Here is an 18,850-nt window from a genome sequence, read left to right on the forward strand (position 1 = left end):
GACTTAAACCGCTTACTGCCCCGGCCGCAGCAACTGCATCTGCTGGCGATAATCATCCGTCACCTGGCGCGCCTGGCTGCTGCTGGTGATCACCTTTGGCGTGATCAGCACGATCAGCTCGGTACGGTCCTTGGACTTGCTGGTGTTGCCGAACAGCCAGCGCAAGCCGGGGATCTTGCCCAGGTAGGGCACGGCGCTGACGTTGTCGGCGTTGTCCTGTTTGATCAGGCCGCCGAGCAACACGGTCTGGCCGCTCTGCACGGCGACCTGGGTCGATACCGAGCGGGTGGAGATGCGCGGGTTGACCGGGGTGTCGCTGTTGGCCGCAGGGTTTTCGGCGTCGCTGACCTGCTGCTGGATATCCATGTACACCAGGCCGCCCGGGTTGATGCGCGGCACCACGTCGAGGATCACGCCGGTCTGCACGTATTCGACACTGCTGAGGGTGGTGTCGGCGTCGCCGGTATTGACCGTGGTCTGGTTGATCGGGATGTTGTCGCCCACCTGAATCTGCGCCGGCTGGTTGTTCATCACCACCAGTGACGGGGCTGACAGCACCTGGGTGCGACCGTTTTTTTCCAGGGCATGCAGCGCCACTTGCAGGTTGGAGCTGACGAAGGAATAAAACAGTGAATCCGTCGCCCCCAGCCCTGCTCCGCCACCACCCAGCGCACCCTGGCTGCCGGAAGCGTTGGCCACAGTGGTGCTGGCGGAATTGCCCGCCAGACGGCCCAGGTACCACTGCACGCCAAGGTCCAGCTCGCCACTGAGCTTGACCTCGAGGATGCGCGTCTCGATCTGCACTTGCAGCGGCGGGTTGTCGAGGCGCTTGATCGCCGCTTCGATCTCTTTCCACTGCGCCGGACGGGTGCGGACCAGCAACTGGTTGCTGCTCTTCTGCGCGGTGATGCGGGTGCCCGCTTCCAGGCTGTTGGTCGGCGCGGCTTCGGGCGAATCCTCCACCTCGGGCGCCTCCTCCCGGGGCACCGGCGGCGTGTTCTGCACGCCTGACGTGTTGAGCGATGACAGCGTGGTGGTGCGCAACCCCGGCGCGACCCTGGCGGGCGTGTCGTCCTTGATCGCACCGGTGCCGTAGATTTGCCGCAGGTACTTGGCCAGGTCCGACGCCTTCATGTTGCGCACGTCGTAGACATACATCTGCGGCTCGTTGCCGCCGCCTTCGTCGATGGTGCGAATCCAGTCGCCCACTTCGCTCAGGTACTGCGGCTGGGAGGAAATCGCCACCACCGAATTGGTCCGCTCCACCGGCAAGAACCGCAACATCCCCGCCAGAGGCACGCCGCTGTCAGGGCCGAACAGGGCTTGCAGTTGGGGCATCAATTCGGCCACCGAGGCGCGTTGCAGGCCGAACACGCCCACCGACATGCCTTTGAGCCAGTCCACGTCGAAGGTATCGATGGTGTCCTGGTAGTTGGCCAGTTCGTCCGGCGTACCGGCCAGGCTCAGGACATTGCGCGCCGGGTCCACCAGCAGGAAGGCGTTCTCGCGGGCAAACGGCTTGAGCAGTTTCTGCATTTCGGTGGCCGAGATGTAGCGCAGCGGAAACAGCCGCGCCGACAGCCCGCTGGAAGGCTGGGCCACGTGCATCTGCGGCACCAGCTTGCCCGCCACCGCCTCGCTGGCCGGCAGGATCACATAGCGCGGGCCCTGGCGGATCATGGCGTTGTCGGTCCAGGACAGCAGGGTTTCAAGGATCGACAGGGCCTGTTGTTTGTCCACCGGTTTTGAGGTGGAAAAACTCACATTGCCCTTCACGCCCTGGGCGATGCTGTAGTTCTCGTGCAGCAGGTCGCCCATCACGCTGTTGATCACCGCCTCGATGGGCTGGTCGGCGAAATTGAACACGATGTCGCCCTCTTGCGCCTTCGGTTCAGCGCCTGCGCCGGAGGTGCGCACGAACTGTTGGTTGCCCCGAATCAACTGGCGCTGCGCAGGTGTCTTGATTGCCGGCGCGGGGCCGGGCGCTACGCTTGGCTCGCTCGGCGGACGTTGTGCGCCGGTACCTTGCAGGGCTTCGTGCAATAGGTCTTCGTCCGGGTCGAGGCGGTCGGGAAAGGCACCACAGCCACCCAGGGCAAGGGCGGTGGCCAGGCAAAACGTGGAAACGCGCAGATCGATCAAGGGAGGGGCTCGCGGGGCAAAGTAGTCGGGGGGCGGGTGGACGGCGGCGGCAAACGCTTGGCGTAGAGGCCCAGGGTTTGGCTGCGGCCATCCAGGGCGAAACGGGCGGATTGCGGGGTGAGGTGTTCCAGGCGCCAGCCATTGGGCAGCGTCTGGCCCAGTCGCAAGGTCAGGGTCTTGCCGTCGGCCTGCTTGAGCATTGCCATTTGCAGGTTGCCGGTGATCATGATCCCGCTGAGCGTCAGGTTGGCCAGGCGCGTGGCCTGGGCCTTGCCACTCAGGCGGTCGGGGCTGCGATCCGGGCTGAACAGAGGCGCTTGCCATGTGGTGGCGAGCGCCTGCAACGGTACGCTGGGGGCTACCTGCACCCGCGCGGAAACAGGCGCTTCGCCAGTCGGCTCGGGCAACCATTGCGGCTCATCGCCGAGGCTGCTGAGGATCACCGCCATCAACACGCCCAGCCCGGCGGCCAGGCCGAGCAGGCCCCACTCCAGGGGGCGCAACACACCGATCATCGCGCCACCTGCGGTTGCAGGTAGCCACGCACCAGCAGGTGCACCACCAGCTTGCCCGCACCGCCGCTGACGGGTGCCTCGCGGCCACGGCGAATGCGCAACTCGTCCACGAACAGAAACGGCGGCTGGTATTCGAGTTCGTGCAGCACCGCTTCGAGGGGTTCGATGGCGCAGTCGAGGGTCAGGCTGACCTTCACTTGGCGATACGGCTCGCCATCATCCTGCTCGGCGGTGATGGGTTTGCGCTGGGTCAGGCTGCACCCGCCGCCGAGGTTGGCGTGGCTGTTGATCAGGTCGGCAAGGCGTTGCATCAGATCGGCGGCGACCACGTCGGGGTCATCCCCCGGCAACAGGCTGGTGCTGCTGGCCGGGTCCTGGCGAGCCTGTTCGAGCTGCTGGCGCAGGGCATCGCCCTGGCGCAACACGCCGGCGTAGCGTTGCTGCTGTTCGCGCAACTGTTCGGCCTGTTCGCCCATGGCGCGCAAGGGTCCGGCGAACCAGCTGTCGATCAACAGCCAGTACGCCGCGCCGACCACTGCCGCGAGGACCAGCAAGGCCCCGCCACGGCGTTCACGGGGTGTGAGGGTGCGGCGCATCGGCAGCCTCCTGACGCAGGTGGGCGCGCAAGGCAAACTGGTCCTTGCCGGTGCGCGCATCAGGTTGAATCACCCCTTCGAACTGGGCATTTTCCAGGCGCTGGCAGCTTTTGATTCGGGTAATCAGCGCGCTGGCCTTGGCGCTCTGGCCAGAAAAGGTGATCTCGCCCTCTTTGACGTCCAGTTGGTCGAGCCAGGTGTCGGCGGGCAGGCAGGTAGTGAGGTCATTGAGCAGCGCGGCCAGGGGCGGTTGCGCCAGTTTGCGCCGGTTGAGGTACTGCGCCGCGCCACGGGTGTTGAGCAGTTGCTGGCGCAAAGCGTGCACCTCGGCGACCTGGGCTTTTTGCTGCTGGACGGTGGCCTGCATGGCATCGAGCACGCGCTGGCGGTCGTTGAGCCACAGCAACATCGCGGTGATCAGCAAGGCGCCACACAGCCACGGCAGACTACGCTGCAAGCCTTTGCCCGCCGAGCGTTGACGCGGGCGCAACGGTGCCGGCAGCAGGTCGATGCCCAGTCCGGCCACATCCACCCGGTGGGGGCGCAGGCCGAGTACGGCGCAGTCGCTGAGGATCCGGTCCAGGCGTTCGCGCAGGATCGCCACCAGCATCACATCCAGGTGGTCCGCCGTGCGATGCTCCTGGCGGGCGACGAAATACAGTTGGTCGGCGTCGAACGGGGTATAGCGGTCCAACTCATACCCCACCACCGCCGTGAGGTTACGCGCTGCGGCCAGGGGCAATTGCACGGTTTGCAGCAGCACCGCGTCGCGGTTCAGGGACAGCACCTGGCGCGCGCTGCCCGCTGCAACCGGTTCCTTCAACGGCCAATGGTGTATCTGCTCCGCTGGCTCGCGCAGTGCCAGCCAGCCAGGCAGGCACCCGCGCAGTTCGACGAGCCACAGGCGCCATGCCTGCTGCAGCAGGCTGCCGCGCCACTGCCGGGCGATGGGTTCGAGTCGATTCATTCTTGCCAACGCAACACCCGATAGGGTTGTGCGCTGTCCTCCGTGGGGTTCAGTAAAACCGTGACTTGCAGGTGCGCGCGATAACCGCCCGGGCGCTCGGCGCGGCTGTCGACCATCAGCACAACGCCGGGGTCGGAACCTTCGGCGTGCGCCTGCGGCAGGTTCAATGCCTGGCGCATCAAAGGGCTGGCGAACGCGGGATCGGGGCGGTCCAGGTCGCTCCACAAGGTGAGTTCCGGGAGCAGGCGGCTGTAGAGGGATTGGCTCATACCGGGCAATGGACGCAGTTCTTCCAGCACCCGAAACGGTGCCGCGCCCTGGTTGCGCCGCGTGTCGAGCGCCTTGGCCAACTGGCTGGCCTGGGCCGGTGTGGCGCCGCAGGCCAGGGCCAGGTGCATGAAGTCCTGCCCGTCGGCGTTGATCAGGTACAGCTTGCCGCGCTCGCTGCGCAGGCTGACGTGCAGTTGCGCGTCATCGAAGGCCAGTGCCATTTCCCGGCCATCCGCGACCCAGCGCCGGTCAGCCATGACCTGCGCGATGCCGGCTTCGGCGGCCAGCACGGTCTGGGTGTGCTGGCGCAACCACAGGGCCTGGCGGCTTTCCAGTTGCACCCAACCGACCAGACCACCGAGCAGCACACTGAGCAACGCCAGCGCCCACAGCACCAGCAACAGCGCGGCGCCGCGCTGACGTGTCATTCCTCCACGCTCCCGCCCGACAGATTCAAGCGCAGGGCGATCACTTGGGTGACCCACGGCACGGGGCCGTTGACGGCAGTGGCAATACGCACGGCCTGGGGCAGCCGCCTGGGCCACGGCCATTCGCTGAGCCATCCGGTGGGCTGGCCCAGCGGCGACACACCGCGATAACTGAACTGCACGCCGCCGAGGTTTCTGAGCAGTACTTGCGGTTCGCGGTGGGAGAACGAGACTTGCAAGTCCTGGTCGACCTGCTGCACACAAAACCGGTGGATGCCGCCACCGAGTACACCCGGCAGGGTCGAGACGAATTGCAGCTGCTCAGCCGTACCGTTGAAAAAACCCTCCATCGGGTGATCGTCGTCTTCGACCACCAACGGCAGTGCCTCGCTGATGGCCGTGCGCAAAAACTGTTGCGCTGCGCGCACTTCATCCAGGCTCACCGTGTACCCCTGAGCCTTGGACACCGCACGATTGGTCCCCAGCAACGCGCTGCCCACCAGCACCAGCAACACGCTGAGCAGGCTCAGCGCCACGAGGATTTCCAGCAAGGTGAAGCCCTGCTCGGCGCGCTTCACAGCCGCGCCTTCAAGGTACTGAAACGGGCCTCGTGGAGCCCCTCGCGCAGGCTCAAGTCCAGGCGAAACAGGTGTGGCTGCTGGCGGGTGCTGGTCAGTTGCCAGTGCACGCCATCCAGTTCGCCTTGAGTGACTCCGCTGCTCAAACGCCCCGCCGCTTGCTGATCGAAAATCGTCAGGGCCGCGTGGGTAAGTCGGTCACTGCGCGCCACTTGCGCCAAGGAACGGGCGCTCTGACCGAAGGCGACCAGCAACACCGTGCTGCACACCGCCATCAGCGTCAGGGCGGCGAGCATTTCGAGCAGGGTGAATCCCTTTTCGCGCGTCATGGCAGCGCCCTGGACTGCACGCTGCCGGTGAGCCAGCCGATATCGATGCGCCAACGCCGGCTACCGTTGGCCACCAGCAGGTTGCCGCCGGTGGAGCTGCCATCGGGGTAGAACTCGATGGCCGAGCCCAACTGGTCGGCCGTGTGCAGGGTGACGCGCAGTTGTCGCGGCCACTGTTGCGTCGCGCGCCCGGGGGCCTGGAATGTCAGGTTGTGCAGGTCGAATTCGGTGCGGGCCGCCTGGCCGCCAATGATCGCGTCAGCCCGTGTCGCGCGCAGCGCCTCGACCATCTGCCCGACCACGCGCCGCTCCAGGGCCACCTGCAATCCCTGGCGCACCCCAAGTCCGAGCAACCCGGCAGCCAGGCCGATCAACAGGATGACCACCAGCATTTCCAGCAAGGTGAAGCCGCGCTGGGCCATGACCGGTTTACTCCCAGTTGCCCAGGTCGGCGCTGTAGCCTTCGCCGCCCGGTTGGCCGTCCTGGCCGTAGAAGATCAGGTCAAAGGCGCCATGCTCACCGGGGAAGCGATAACCGAAGGCGTGGCCGAACGGGTCCTTGAGGTCGGAGGGTTTGGCATAGGGGCCGGCCCAACTGGAAGCGTTCGCCGGCTTGTCCACCAGTTGCTGCAGGTTATTGGGCGGTGAGCCGATATCCAGGGCATAGCTGTCGACCTTCATGCTCAGGCTGGCCAACTGGGCCTTGCCCGCGCCATATTTGCCCTTGTCCACGTTGCCGCCGACCTGGCGCACCACGATGGTCGCGACAATGCCCAGCAGCACGATCACCGCAAGCATTTCCAGCAAGGTAAAACCGCGTTGGCGGCGCGAGAGGTTCATGGCGCAGGCTCCTTCATATATGGCTGGTAAGGCTCATCAGCGGCAGCATGATGGCGAGCATGATCACCGCCACCAGCACTGCCATGACCACGGTCAGGCTGGGCACCAGCGCGGCGAGCAGGCGCTCGATGCCACGCTTGGCTTCCATGTCGAAAATGTCGGCGACCTTGAGCAGCATGCTGTCCAGTTCACCGGCTTGCTCACCGACCTCGATCATTTGCAGGGCCAGGTCGGGCAACAACGGCTGTACGCCAAAGGCGCTGGCCAGGGTGCCGCCACCCTTGACCGATTCCGCCGCCGTCGCTACCTGGGCCTGCAGGGCGCGATTGGTGCAGACTTGCCGCGCGATCACCAGCGCCGGCAATAACGCCACGCCATTGCCGAGCAAGGTGCCAAGGGTGCGCGCCAGCCGCGCCGCCTCGACCCGTTGCAGCAGCGGGCCGGTCACGCGAATGCCCAGCAGATGCCGGTCGAACCGCTCCCGGCGGCGCGGGTCCCGCAGGCTGGCGAGCAGCGCCCAGACGGCGACGATCAAAGCGCCCAGGACGAGCAGGCCGTAATGCCCAAGGAACTCACCGAGGGCCAGGATCACGTCGGTGATCAGTGGAATCGGCACGCCCAGGTCCTGGAAAATCGGCACGAATTGCGGCACCACGTACGCCAGCAACAGCACCAGGGAACCCAACACGCCGACCACCAGGAACGCCGGATAGATCAGCGCGTTGGTCACTTCACCCCGCAGCAACTGGCTGCGGGCCAGATAGTCACCGAGTTGGTGCAAGGTGCTTTCGAGCGCGCCACCGGCTTCACCGGCGCGCACCATGCTCAGGTACAACGGGGAAAAGCTTTCGCCCTCCTCGCTCAGCGCCACCGACAAGGGTTTGCCGGCCTTGACGTGATCGCGGATGCGTTCGATCAGCGCGCGAACCCGGGGTTGACCAGGCTGGCGCAGCAGCAGGCCCAGGGAGCGCTCCAGCGGCTGTCCCGCCCCCAGCAACGTCGCCAGTTGCTGGGTGAAACTCACCAATGTCGCGCCTTGCAATGGCTTGCGCGTGCTGCGCAGCAGGGAGCTGCCTGCCGTTTCGATGTGCAACAACAACCAGCCGCGCTGTTGCAGAACCGCAATCGCGGCCGCCTGGTCGCCGGCTTCGAGCGTGCCCTGCTGGGTCACCCCCTGGCTGTCCAGGGCGCGGAATTTGAACAGGCTCACCCGCCCTCTCCACGGGTGACGCGCAGCACTTCTTCCAGGGAGGTGATGCCTGCCAGCGCCTGGCGCAAACCGTCTTCATACAGGGTGCGCAGTCCGCTTCGGCGCGCGGCCTGTTCCAGGGTGGCGGCGTCGGCGTGGCGCATCAGCAGGCTGCGCAGATCGTCGTTCATCACCAGCAATTCGGTGATGGCGCTGCGGCCGTGATAGGCGCCCTGGTAGAGCAGGATCGGACGTTGTTCGGTGAAGCGATCCAGACCGTGCTCCGCGATGAGTTCCGGTGGTGCTTCGAAGGCGACGCGAGTGGCCGGGTCCAGGCGTCGCACCAGGCGTTGCGCAAGAATGCCGCTGACCGTCGAGGCGATCAGGTAGCTCTCCACGCCCATGTCCAGCAGGCGCGTGATGCTGGCGGCGGCGCTGTTGGTGTGCAAGGTGGACAACACCAGATGGCCGGTGAGGGACGATTGGATGGCAATGCGGCAGGTTTCCAGGTCGCGGATTTCGCCGATCATGATCACGTCCGGGTCCTGGCGCACGATGGAACGCAGCGCACCGGCGAAGTCCAGGCCGATGGCGGGTTTGACCTGGATCTGGTTGATGCCTTCGAGCTGGTATTCCACCGGGTCTTCCACGGTGATGATCTTGCGTTCGGCGGTATTGAGCCGCGACAGTGCGGTGTAGAGCGTGGTGGTCTTGCCGGACCCGGTGGGCCCGGTGACCAGCAGGATGCCGTGGGGTCGTTCCAGCAGGTCCAGGAACGCGGCAAGACGCTGGCCGTCGAAACCCAGGTTGGGGAAGTCGAACTGCACGGTCTGGCGGTCGAGCAGGCGCATCACCACCGATTCGCCGAAGCTGGTGGGCACCGTGGACACGCGCAAATCCAATTCCTTGCCTTGGATGCGCAGCATGATGCGCCCGTCCTGGGGCAGGCGCCGTTCGGCGATGTCCAGGCGCGCCATGATCTTCACCCGCGAGATCACCGCCGCCGACGAGCTCGCCGGCGGAGCCTCGGCGTCATGCAGCACGCCGTCGATGCGGTAGCGCACCTTGAGCTGGTTCTCGAAGGGTTCGATATGAATGTCCGAGGCGCGCTGTTCCACGGCACGTTGCAGGATCAGGTTGACCAGCCGAATCACCGGCGCTTCCGAGGCCATGTCCTTGAGGTGTTCGATGTCCTCCAGCGAGCCGCCCTGCTCATCGAGGTTTTCGATCAGGGTACCCATGGCCGAACGCCCCTGGCCGTAATAGCGCTCGATCAGCGTGTCGACTTCCGTGCGCGGGCCAACGGCCAGCCACACCGGTACTTCGCAGGCATAGGCCAACGCCTGGAACGGATAAGCCTGTGCCGGGTTGGCCGCCAGCACACGCAGGCCATCACCGTTCCAGCCCATGGGCACGACCTGGTAGTGACGCATGAAACGCTCGCTCAACACCGGCAGGGGCTCAAGCACAGGCGGCGCGGCGTCAGCCAGCAGCAGCGGCGCGCCCAGCAACGCAGCCCAGGCACGGGCCAGTTCGACTTCGGAAACCAGCCCCAGGCGCGTGAGCAAGCCCAGCAGGTCGCCCCCCTCGGTGGATAAACGCCGGGCGCGCTCCAGGTCGAGGGTTTTCAACCCGGCGTGCTGCATCAACCACGCGCACACTTGATCGGTGTGCGGGATCTGCAGATGGCAGGCATCGATAGGCAATGACGACATGGTGTGGGGGTGTCTGGTTGCGCGAAAGTATGGCTAATTGCAACTAATGGCACTGTAGATACAGTGCCATTAGTTCGCTATGCCGCAGCCGAAGTTGACTCGGGTTATCGACTGGAAGTTGTAACGCTAGTTCCTGAATTAAGGAAACAAACTGAAAAGAATAGGCGATGGCTGTCCCGGTTTCCCGGTGCATGCACTGATTTAGAGCAGCCCGCACCCCTATCGGACTATTCGTTAGTTGCAATTAGCCACTTCGCTGATTATTCAAGGGTGAAACTTTACCCATCCCCCTGACAATTACGGCACTGTTTTATCAGCGCCCTCTGTACGCACTCAGAAGTCGACCGTTGCGGAGAGCAAATAAGTGCGGGGTGTCGACAAGGTCAGGCCCGGTTCGCTGTCATCCGAGGCGCCGGCAGAACTCCAGTAACGCTTGTTCGCGACGTTCTCGACGTTGGCCCGCAGGGTGACGTGCTTGTCGTCGACCTTGAACCCGTAGCGCGCGCCCACATCCATGCGATTCCAGGCATCGATTTGCTTGACGTTGGCCTGGTCCAGGTATTGCGAGCTGGAATAGATGCCCCGGCTGGTCAGGGTCAGTCCCTCAAGGGTGGGCACGTCCCATTCGGCGCCGAGGTTGACGTTGTATTTGGGCGTGGCCGGCGCACGGTTGCCGTCGAAAGTGCCATTGGTGGTGTGGGTCAATTCGCTGTCGATGTACATCACCCCGCCCAGCAGGCGGAAACCCTTGAGCGGTTCGCCGAACAGACTCAGTTCCACGCCCTGGTTCTGCCGCTTGCCGTTGGGGCCGAATACCCGCGAGGTGGCATTGGTTTCATAGGCCGGCTGCTTGATGCGGAACAGCGCTGCCGTGACCGCGAAGGCGCCAGCGTCATACTTGGCACCCACTTCCACCTGACGGCTGATGAAGGGCGGGAAGATTTCGTCCTCATTGACCGAGGTAGAGGGCGCGATCTTGCCCTGGCTCAGCCCTTCCATGTAGTTGGCATAGAGCGACAACGTGTCGGTGGCCTTGAACAGCAGGCCGCCGGAGGGCGAGACTTTTTCCTCGTCGTAGGCGGTGTCACCTTTGATGCCGTCCGCCCAGTCGTCCACCTTCACACGCTGCCAACGCGCGCCGAGGGTCAACAGCAGGCGGTCATCGAAGAAACCCAGGGTGTCGGAAAGGGCCACGCCGCTGAAGCGGTTTTCGGTGTAGACCCTGGAGTCAAAACGGGTAGGCCGCGAGGGTGTCGGCGTTTGCACCGGGTTGTAGAGGTTGCTCGGTGCCGCCGCATACCGGGCGCCGCCGTTTTCGAAGTCCATGTAGAAGTAGCTGGCGGCCAGGTTGATTTCATGGCTGACGGGCCCGGTATGAAACCAGTTGCGCACGCCGGCGGTGGCGGTGCGCACGTTCTCGTCGCGGGTGAAGTCCCGGGGCTGCACACTGAAATCCCCGGCGTTGTTGGTGACGGACACGGCGTGGCGCAGGAAGTCATGGTTGCTTTTGCGTGCACCCACGCCGCCATACAGCATCACGTTGTCGCTGAGGTCGAACTCGCCATTGAGCGTGCCGAAGGTGTCGTGGGTGCTGGCCTTGCTCCAGTGTTGCGCATAGTTGCGATGCACAGCGTTGGCGCTCGGCACCCGGGCATTCGGACCGACCTGCACGCGCTCCTGGGGCGCATCGGTGTCACGCTCGGTGCGGCCGATGTCGGTGGAAAGGCGCAGGCGCTCGCCGCGAAAATCCAGGCCGAGCACGGCCATTTCACGGTCGACGGTCTGGTGATCCCAGTCGGTGTCGCCGGCCTGCTTCACACCGTTGAAGCGCAGGCCGAACTGATTGCCCTCGCCGAAACGCCGCCCCACATCCACCGCACCACCGGCCTGGCTGCCGGAGGCCCAACTGCCGGTCAACGAGGTGATGGGGGTGTCGATAGCGCGCTTGGGTACCACATTGATGCCGCCGCCGACGCTGCCACGGGGCGAAATGCCGTTGATCAACTGGGTCGGGCCCTTGAGGATGTCGACGCGGTCGGCCATTTCCATATCGATGGTGTAGGTGGGCAATACGCCGTACAGACCGTTGTAGGCCACATCGCTGTTGAACAGGCTGAAACCGCGAATGGTGAACTGCTCGTAGCGCCCGCCGGCCGGGTTGGTGGCGCGCACCGAAGGGTCGCTGGCGATCAGGTCGCCGAGGGTGCGGGCCTGCTGGTTCTTCACCGTTTCCTGGGTGTAGGTGGTGATGCTGAAGGGCGTTTCCATGAAATCCCGGGTGCCCAGCAGACCCTGGGAGCCACGCCGCGCCACCTGGCCGCCGGTGTAGCTGTCGCCGTCGGCCAGGCCGGTGGTGCCAACAATGGCGGTGGGCGCGAGTTGCAGGCTGCCGCCCTGGGGCACCGGCACCAACCCATAGGCCCGCTCGCCCATGACCTGCAATTGCAGGCCCGAGCCTTGCAACAAACGCGCGAAGCCCTCCTCCACGGCGAACTCACCCGACAACCCCGTGCTGCTACGCCCGCTGACCAGCGCCGGGTCCACCGACAGGCTGACCTCCGCCAGCCCGGCGAAGCGGGTGAGCGCTGCGCCGAGGCTGCCAGCCGGAACCTGATAGCTGCGCCGGGTGGCGGAGTCTTCGGCCAGGCTGGCCGGGACGAACAGCGGGCTGGCACTGAGGCTCAGCAGCAGGCTCAGGTTGAGTAGCGGGCGCAAGCGTAACGGGAGGACTGCGGACATGGGGGGAAGCTCTCGATTTTATTCACTTGCCTGGAATGACCGACGAAGTGAAAAAAAGGGACAGGCTCTTCGCCCCCGGGCTAAAAAAACTTCAGTGCTTCGACGCCAGCAACCAACGATGAACCAGGCCGCCGACAGCGCCACCGAGCAACGGTACCGCCCAGAACACCCACAACTGGGAAACCGCCCAGCCGCCCTGGAACAACGCTACACCGGTGCTGCGTGCCGGATTGACCGAGGTATTGCTCACCGGAATGCTGATCAAGTGAATCAGGGTCAGCGCCAGGCCAATGGCGATGGGTGCAAAACCGGCCGGTGCTTTTTTATCGGTGGCCCCCAGAATGATCAACAGGAAAAACGCGGTCAGCACGAATTCGGTGACCACCACCGACAGGAACGTGAAGCCACCAGGTGAATGCTCGCCATAGCCATTGGTGGCAAAACCCGCGGTCACATCGAAGCCTGCCTTGCCGCTGGCGATAAAATACAACACAGCCCCCGCAGCAATGGCACCCAGCACTTGGCTGATGATGTAAGGCACCACATCCTTCAGCTCGATACGCCCACCGGCCAACAGGCCAATGGTGACCGCCGGGTTGAAATGGCCGCCGGAAATATGCCCCATCGCATACGCCATGGTCAGTACCGTCAAGCCAAACGCCAGCGACACACCCACAAAACCGATACCCAGTTCAGGGAACGCGGCGGCCAGCACCGCACTGCCGCAGCCACCCAACACCAGCCAGAACGTGCCGAGAAATTCGGCAGCAAGACGCTTTGTCATCATGAGACTCCTCCAGTGAATTCAAAACGTGGAGGCTAATGAGTGGACGCTCGCGCAAGCTGTAGGAAAAATCCCGCATTAGGCTGATGAATATAACCTTCACTATCAACCGGGATATCGAACGCTCAAGGAACACAGCAGCGTGGGATAAGGGAACGTTCGGCCTCCCTTCAGGCCAGTACCGCCAAGGCGTGTCGATACAGTGCGAGCCGATCGGACTCACCGTTGAGCCCACCATTGACCCTCTCTGTGATCGGTTGGAGCTGATTGAGGTCGGCCAGCTCATTCAAACCGTTGACGCTCCAGAACCGCGCTGCCGACAAGGCGGCATTTTCCGGCTGTTCGAGTAGCTCCGGATGGGTCAGCAAATCAAGACCCAGGGCATCGCCAATCGACTTGTAATTGCAGAGCCCCGTGATCTGGATCAACCCACGTCCCCGGTATTTCCAACCATCGCCTGACGCCTGCGGGCCGTTGCCCAAATGGGAGGCGTAAGCAATGTTGGCGATGGCTTCGGGGTTGCGCGCGACACGCTCAGCCAACGCCGGGTCAAAGCGGGACGGCCAGCTCGCCAAAAGGGCCTCTGCACTGTAGTCGAGGTTTTCCACCACCACGCACAGTTGTTCCGACTCGTGGCCTACCTGTGCAATGAAGGCGGCGGCTCGCAGCGGGGTATCGATGCCGAAGCGCGCCATGGCCATGTTGAGTGGGTCGATGTAACGGCAGGCCTCGTTACTGGAGCGGGGAAGGATTTGTTGGATTTGATCGGCTGTTATCAGCATTTTTCCAGTCTCCAGGCGTTGCGCGGGTGGGCGCTATGACTGGATGAACGCTGGGCGTGGGAAAGTGTGAATGTGGCAGGTGCAGTCTGAAAAGCAGATGGGCGCCGAGGGCCCGGATGGGTGTTGTAGAGTCATAAATGCAAAAGGGGACCCAGTACTTGCGTACTGGGTCCCCTCTTAAAATATGGTCGGGACGGAGTGATTCGAACACTCGACCCCTAGCACCCCATCTCCTTTTTCATACTTCTTGAAAGCTTCCAGAATTTTACTCTGGATTTTTCCAAGCTAGTATTTACTTGAGCTCCAGCGGTGTTCTGCTCTACAAGAGTCCAGTAACGTCCATCAAGAGCCGACGTTTTTGTGGGGGTAAAAGTAGGGGGAACCCATTTTATGGCAAAAATCACCATCAAAGAACTCGAGTCGCTGACCGCCAACGATGCAGGCCGAATCCTCCGGGAAGATGGCAATCTCGCGGGTCGAATTTCCCTGCGTAAGGACGGCGTGTCGGTCAGCTTTTTCTATCGCTATCGGTGGGGCGACCAGAACAAAGAATACGCCTGCGGGTCCTGGCCACGCAAATCCCTGACGGACATTCGCAAGGCCCGCAACCAGGCACGGGCACTCATTGATGAGCAAATCAATCCCAACGAGCACAAGAAAACTGCCAAGGCACAGGCATACGCCGCGGCTAACGTAGAGGCCGAACAAGTAAAAACGACGAAGGTGCAAACGCTGACCGTCCAGGATCTGGCCAAGGCCTGGCTGTTGGATGGCGTCGCGCGTAAAGATGGCAATGCCGAGTTGCAACGACGCTTTAACAAGGACCTTTTGCCAGCACTCGGCAAGACCGCAGTGAGCAGCGTCTCCGAACACGATGTTCGGGCGCTGATCCGCACCGTGGTCAACCGCGGCGCTCACCGGCAAGCCATCAGTTTCTTCGCCGACCTTTCCCAGATGTTTAGCTGGGCTAGAAAGCGCCAACCTTGGCGGGTCTTATTGATCGAGGGTGATCCAACTGAGCTGGTCGACATCTCCCCTCTGATCCCAGCTCACTACGAGGCAGAAAGAAGCCGCATCCTTTCCCCGGCGGAGCTGTTGGAACTGCACAATCGTTTCCAGCAAATGACCGCCGATTACGACGCCCTCCCCGCGGGACAAAAATACGACGGCATTCGGCCGCTAAAGAAGGAAACGCAGCTCGCGCTCTGGATTAGCCTGGGCACGCTGTGCCGGATTGGTGAATTGCTGCAGGCCGAATGGAAAAATATCGATCTGGACCAGCAGACCTGGTTCCTCCCCAGTGAAAACGTCAAGGGCACCCGGGGCAAGAAGCAGGACCACCATGTCTTCCTCTCCCCCTTTGCCCTGCATTTCTTTCAGGAACTCAAAACCCTGACGGGAGATTCACAGTGGTGTTTTCCCAACAAGCAGGATGAAGGGCATGTGGACGTGAAAGTGGTGAGCAAGCAGGTCGGTGACCGCCAGGCTCGCTTCAAAAACCGCAAGGCCCTCTCTAGACGGCGTCATGACAATACCCTGGTCCTGGCCGACGGCCAGAACGGCGACTGGACGCCGCACGACCTGCGCCGTACGGGCGCAACCATGATGCAGGCTTTGGGGGACAGCCTGGACGTCATCGATCGCTGCCAAAACCATGTGCTGGCCGGTTCTAGGGTGAGACGCCACTACCTGCATCACGACTATGCCGAAGAGAAGAAACGTGCCTGGAATCTGCTGGGCGATCGACTCAGTGCTGTGTTGTCCTCCGCCTACGAGCACCCTCCGGCCGAGTCGATGATTTCTTTCCCAGCCTATACCGAGAATGGATTGCTACCGACTTCATAAGTCGGCATCTTCAGTACTGAGTAATCATAGTTTCGTATGACATCGCCGAGCGCGCTATTTGGCTCGATTTCTGCCCATCATGACCGGCAAAAGTCGGCCAGCAGTTGCCAGTCGCACGTCTAAAAAAGTAGCGGCGATTCAGCCGCTGGCAACGAGCCAAAAGCAGGCACTCAACGCGTCTACTAAACCGGGGACGATTCACCTTGCGTAGTTAAACGAACTCCCACTTGTGCGGCAGCAACAGTGTAAGCCAGCCGCACATCATGGACGCAGCGCGAAGACTGCAATTTTAAAAGTGCGCGCTAAATTGCTAAGCTAATGGCACTCTGCTAGCGTCTCCTGACTTATAATCAGAAGGGAATCGTATGGACGCGCAGGGACAGGTACGCATCTGGCTACTTGAGCAGCCGGACTGGCTTCAGGAGGCTGCTGATCGGCTGCTTAAAAACGGTGATCTCACCCAGGATGACATTTCCCAGATTGCCGCACTGTTAAAAACGCCGTCAGGGCAGGCCGTCTCGAAACATCGAACATTCGATGAGCTAACACACGCTCCAGCTGGCTCTGTGCTCCGATTGCGAAGTATTGCAGACGTCACAGGAATTGAGAGCCTTGGTCCCAGGGCGCCTTTAGACTTTGGTACCGGCAATTTAACGGTTATCTACGGGCATAATGGGTCCGGCAAGTCCTGTTACACGAGGATTCTGAAAAAAGCGACAGGCAAAGCTCGCGCCAGTGATCTCAAACCAAACGTTTTCCAAGCGGCTCCAGCTTCCAGCAAATGCACCCTCAGCTTTGAACTGGATCAGTCATCGGAAAGCGTTGAATGGCATATCACCCACCCCGCGATTGAACAATTGCGGGAGATAGACATCTTCGATAGTGAAGAGGCGCTCCATTACCTGAAAAGCGAAAGCGCGGCCACGTACAGCCCGCCCATCATGGGTTTGTTCGAGAAGCTGGCCAATGCGACTGATTCGGTTAGGGACACCTTGCAGGCTGAACAAGATCAGCTTGTGAGCCAGCTCCCGGCTATCCCCGCTACCCTCAAAGACACGAGCGCCGGCAAGAGCTATCAAGGCCTTAGCGCGCTGGCACCATCAGCTGTCGATAATCTTTTACGCTGGACTCCAGAGAACGCAGGTAGTTTAGAAGCGCTCAATGAACGACTGAAGACCAGTGATCCCTCATCGCTTGCGAAACAGAAACGCGACACCTGCGTCCAAGTAACCAATATCGTCAAAGGCATCAAGATAGCCGTGGCGGCGTTCGGCGCTGAGCAGATCCAAACTATCCGCACTCAGCGATCAAACGCCCGTGACAAACGACGTATTGCGATCGAAGGCGCGCAGGCCAAATCAGCGATTTTAGAAGGCGTCGGTACGCCGACATGGAAAGCAATGTGGGAGGCGGCTCGCGCATATTCCCAAACGCCGTATCCGGACCAGCATTATCCAGTTACCGTGGACGGGCGCTGCGTGCTCTGCCATCAAGAACTATCGGCTAAAGCCCAAGATCGACTCAACGATTTCGAGCTGTTTGTACAAAGCCGCCTGGAAACAGATGCAAAGTCTGCCGAGCAAACTTACAGCGAAACTCTCCGTATGCTTCCTAACAGCCCGACGGAGGCCGAGGTACAGACGCAGTGCACTGCGGCAGCTTTGACCACGCCTGAGTGGATGGCAGCAGTGTGGGGCTTTTGGAGAGGTGTCGGAGAATCGAGGAAAGCCCTGCTGGATCACGAGCAGTCAGGCTTGGCGGGTACGGTCCCCGATGTAGCCGCGAATCTCCTTGTACTTGAACAATTCGCGCAGCAGCTGACTTTGGAAGCAGACCAATTCGATCAAGATGCGCTTCAGTTCGACAGGCCGAAAGCTGTCGCTGATAAAACCTCATTGGAGGCTAGCCAATGGGTTTCGCAGCAAAGTGAAGCAGTCAGGAAGGAACAACAGAGGCTCAAGGACCACAAGCTGCTCGACAAGCTGAAGACTAGTGCAAGCTCTCGTCGTATCTCTAACAAGGCAACCGAAATCTCCGAAAGCGTGGTTACCGAGTTATACGTCAAGCGCTTCAATGATGAGCTGCGTGCTCTAGGTGCCACCCGAATTCAGGTTGAGTTGATAAAGACCAGAACCACTCGGGGTAGAGTGCTTCATCAACTCAAACTCAAAGCTCTCAAAAATGGTGATCACTCGCCTGACAAAGTGTTGAGCGAAGGTGAGCGTAGGATCATATCCCTTGCAGCTTTCCTTGCGGACGTTACCGACAAACCAGGTGTCGCCCCTTTCATTTTCGATGACCCAATCTCGTCGCTAGATCATGATTTCGAATGGAAAGTCGCATGCCGATTAGCTGAATTGGCTAAAGAACGGCAGGTCCTTATTTTTACGCACAGGCTTTCGCTTTACGGAGCGATGGATGACGTTGCCAAGAAAGTTGGTGATTCTTGGAAGAAGGATAACTTCCAGCAAATGTGCATCGAGTCCTTTGGTGGAGCATCAGGACACCCTGCTGATCAAGCAGTGTGGAATAGCTCGACGAAGACCGCAAACAACATCCTGCTGACTCGCGTCAGGGACGCCAAGAAAGCGGGCGAAGATTCAGGTGCAACTGCTTACTATGCCTTAGCTCAAGGTATCTGTAGCGATTTCAGGAAATTAATCGAAAGGTCGGTTGAAGATGACCTTCTGTTTAAAATCGTCGTACGCCATAGGCGCGGCATTTCCACAGATGGTCGTCTGCCTGCCCTTCTCGGGATCACCCGTGAGGATCTTCAAAAAATTGACGAGTTGATGACCAAATACAGCTGCTTTGAGCACAGCCAGTCTGATGAGATGCCGGTACAAGCTCCAGAAGAGCCCGAACTGAAAGCCGACATTGAATCGCTCAAGCAGTGGCGAGATGACTTGGAAGGCCGAAGGAAAAAGGCAGCTTAAACTCAGAAACCACGCAGAACAATCATCTGATTGCGCCGCTTGGCGAGCGGCGCAATCAACACGATTAACGGATTGACCGTTCGCTGACGACGACTTGGGGTAACCATCCGGGCATCCCACCTTGCGCTGAGGTGTAAGCGAACGGTGAACACGCCTACCGATCTCCCAAATTAAGGGCGATGGTGTCCGCTTATT

At 61.6% G+C, this 18,850-nt stretch carries 16 protein-coding genes; 2 read left to right on the forward strand and 14 right to left on the reverse strand.

The features are described 5' to 3' along the window. Positions 1-12: 12 nt before the first annotated feature. The 14 genes from gspD to ACW9IB_RS18690 all read right to left on the reverse strand — a co-directional run bounded on the left by gspD (position 13) and on the right by ACW9IB_RS18690 (position 13,874). Positions 13-2,133 (reverse strand): type II secretion system secretin GspD, encoded by a 2,121-nt coding sequence (gene gspD, locus ACW9IB_RS18625; protein ID WP_457414868.1) that lies wholly within the window; start codon positions 2,131-2,133, stop codon positions 13-15. A gap of 5 nt (positions 2,134-2,138) precedes the next feature. Beyond that, positions 2,139-2,657, reverse strand: coding sequence for a hypothetical protein (locus tag ACW9IB_RS18630; RefSeq protein WP_457367317.1), 519 nt, complete (start codon positions 2,655-2,657; stop codon positions 2,139-2,141). Then, entirely contained in the window at positions 2,654-3,253 is a 600-nt protein-coding gene (gene gspM / locus ACW9IB_RS18635) for a type II secretion system protein GspM (RefSeq protein ID WP_457414850.1), read from the reverse strand. Before gspM ends, ACW9IB_RS18630 begins: the two co-directional genes overlap by 4 nt. Further along, positions 3,228-4,220 (reverse strand): type II secretion system protein GspL, encoded by a 993-nt coding sequence (locus ACW9IB_RS18640; RefSeq protein WP_457367315.1) that lies wholly within the window; start codon positions 4,218-4,220, stop codon positions 3,228-3,230. The genes gspM and ACW9IB_RS18640 overlap by 26 nt, the downstream gene beginning before the upstream one ends. Beyond that, complete coding sequence (locus ACW9IB_RS18645; RefSeq protein WP_457414851.1) at positions 4,217-4,918, reverse strand: type II secretion system minor pseudopilin GspK; 702 nt, start codon at positions 4,916-4,918, stop codon at positions 4,217-4,219. The genes ACW9IB_RS18640 and ACW9IB_RS18645 overlap by 4 nt, the downstream gene beginning before the upstream one ends. Next, the gene (locus tag ACW9IB_RS18650; protein WP_457414853.1) at positions 4,915-5,496 is read right to left on the reverse strand and encodes a prepilin-type N-terminal cleavage/methylation domain-containing protein; all 582 of its coding nucleotides are present in this window, start codon (positions 5,494-5,496) and stop codon (positions 4,915-4,917) included. Before ACW9IB_RS18650 ends, ACW9IB_RS18645 begins: the two co-directional genes overlap by 4 nt. Then, the gene (locus tag ACW9IB_RS18655; RefSeq protein WP_457414855.1) at positions 5,493-5,825 is read right to left on the reverse strand and encodes a type II secretion system protein; all 333 of its coding nucleotides are present in this window, start codon (positions 5,823-5,825) and stop codon (positions 5,493-5,495) included. The genes ACW9IB_RS18650 and ACW9IB_RS18655 overlap by 4 nt, the downstream gene beginning before the upstream one ends. Next, positions 5,822-6,247: a prepilin-type N-terminal cleavage/methylation domain-containing protein gene (locus ACW9IB_RS18660; RefSeq protein ID WP_457367311.1), complete on the reverse strand. Its 426-nt coding sequence runs from the start codon at positions 6,245-6,247 to the stop codon at positions 5,822-5,824. Before ACW9IB_RS18660 ends, ACW9IB_RS18655 begins: the two co-directional genes overlap by 4 nt. Positions 6,248-6,254: 7 nt before the next feature. Then, positions 6,255-6,665, reverse strand: a complete 411-nt coding sequence (gene gspG, locus ACW9IB_RS18665) for a type II secretion system major pseudopilin GspG (protein ID WP_457367310.1) — start codon at positions 6,663-6,665, stop codon at positions 6,255-6,257. A gap of 13 nt (positions 6,666-6,678) precedes the next feature. Next, the gene (gene gspF / locus ACW9IB_RS18670; RefSeq protein WP_457414856.1) at positions 6,679-7,875 is read right to left on the reverse strand and encodes a type II secretion system inner membrane protein GspF; all 1,197 of its coding nucleotides are present in this window, start codon (positions 7,873-7,875) and stop codon (positions 6,679-6,681) included. Then, the gene (gene gspE, locus ACW9IB_RS18675) at positions 7,872-9,569 is read right to left on the reverse strand and encodes a type II secretion system ATPase GspE (protein WP_457414857.1); all 1,698 of its coding nucleotides are present in this window, start codon (positions 9,567-9,569) and stop codon (positions 7,872-7,874) included. The genes gspF and gspE overlap by 4 nt, the downstream gene beginning before the upstream one ends. 333 nt (positions 9,570-9,902) lie before the next feature. Next, complete coding sequence (locus ACW9IB_RS18680) at positions 9,903-12,308, reverse strand: TonB-dependent siderophore receptor (RefSeq protein WP_457414859.1); 2,406 nt, start codon at positions 12,306-12,308, stop codon at positions 9,903-9,905. A 91-nt stretch (positions 12,309-12,399) separates the two neighbouring features. Then, complete coding sequence (aqpZ, locus tag ACW9IB_RS18685; protein WP_457414860.1) at positions 12,400-13,095, reverse strand: aquaporin Z; 696 nt, start codon at positions 13,093-13,095, stop codon at positions 12,400-12,402. A 167-nt stretch (positions 13,096-13,262) separates the two neighbouring features. Continuing rightward, positions 13,263-13,874, reverse strand: coding sequence for a glycoside hydrolase family 19 protein (locus ACW9IB_RS18690; protein ID WP_457414861.1), 612 nt, complete (start codon positions 13,872-13,874; stop codon positions 13,263-13,265). Positions 13,875-14,264: 390 nt separating this feature from the next. On the opposite strand from ACW9IB_RS18690, the gene ACW9IB_RS18695 reads away from it, so the two are divergent. Both ACW9IB_RS18695 and ACW9IB_RS18700 read left to right on the forward strand, forming a co-directional pair. Further along, entirely contained in the window at positions 14,265-15,719 is a 1,455-nt protein-coding gene (locus ACW9IB_RS18695) for a tyrosine-type recombinase/integrase (RefSeq protein ID WP_457414863.1), read from the forward strand. 365 nt (positions 15,720-16,084) lie between these two features. Beyond that, on the forward strand, positions 16,085-18,655 hold the full coding sequence (locus tag ACW9IB_RS18700; protein ID WP_084317900.1) for an AAA family ATPase: 2,571 nt from the start codon (positions 16,085-16,087) through the stop codon (positions 18,653-18,655). Positions 18,656-18,850: the final 195 nt, after the last annotated feature.

This window comes from Pseudomonas sp. SDO524_S393, assembly GCF_054071875.1.

What these genes read in the sequence shown, in the direction of transcription:
- ACW9IB_RS18630 (WP_457367317.1), bottom strand. Translation starts at nt 2,657, where the DNA reads ATGATCGGTGTGTTGCGCCCCCTGGAGTGGGGCCTGCTCGGCCTGGCC.
- gspM (WP_457414850.1), bottom strand. Translation starts at nt 3,253, where the DNA reads ATGCGCCGCACCCTCACACCCCGTGAACGCCGTGGCGGGGCCTTGCTG.
- ACW9IB_RS18640 (WP_457367315.1), bottom strand. Translation starts at nt 4,220, where the DNA reads ATGAATCGACTCGAACCCATCGCCCGGCAGTGGCGCGGCAGCCTGCTG.
- ACW9IB_RS18645 (WP_457414851.1), bottom strand. Translation starts at nt 4,918, where the DNA reads ATGACACGTCAGCGCGGCGCCGCGCTGTTGCTGGTGCTGTGGGCGCTG.
- ACW9IB_RS18655 (WP_457414855.1), bottom strand. Translation starts at nt 5,825, where the DNA reads ATGACGCGCGAAAAGGGATTCACCCTGCTCGAAATGCTCGCCGCCCTG.
- ACW9IB_RS18660 (WP_457367311.1), bottom strand. Translation starts at nt 6,247, where the DNA reads ATGGCCCAGCGCGGCTTCACCTTGCTGGAAATGCTGGTGGTCATCCTG.
- gspG (WP_457367310.1), bottom strand. Translation starts at nt 6,665, where the DNA reads ATGAACCTCTCGCGCCGCCAACGCGGTTTTACCTTGCTGGAAATGCTT.
- gspE (WP_457414857.1), bottom strand. Translation starts at nt 9,569, where the DNA reads ATGTCGTCATTGCCTATCGATGCCTGCCATCTGCAGATCCCGCACACC.
- ACW9IB_RS18680 (WP_457414859.1), bottom strand. Translation starts at nt 12,308, where the DNA reads ATGTCCGCAGTCCTCCCGTTACGCTTGCGCCCGCTACTCAACCTGAGC.
- aqpZ (WP_457414860.1), bottom strand. Translation starts at nt 13,095, where the DNA reads ATGATGACAAAGCGTCTTGCTGCCGAATTTCTCGGCACGTTCTGGCTG.
- ACW9IB_RS18690 (WP_457414861.1), bottom strand. Translation starts at nt 13,874, where the DNA reads ATGCTGATAACAGCCGATCAAATCCAACAAATCCTTCCCCGCTCCAGT.
- ACW9IB_RS18695 (WP_457414863.1), top strand. Translation starts at nt 14,265, where the DNA reads ATGGCAAAAATCACCATCAAAGAACTCGAGTCGCTGACCGCCAACGAT.
- ACW9IB_RS18700 (WP_084317900.1), top strand. Translation starts at nt 16,085, where the DNA reads ATGGACGCGCAGGGACAGGTACGCATCTGGCTACTTGAGCAGCCGGAC.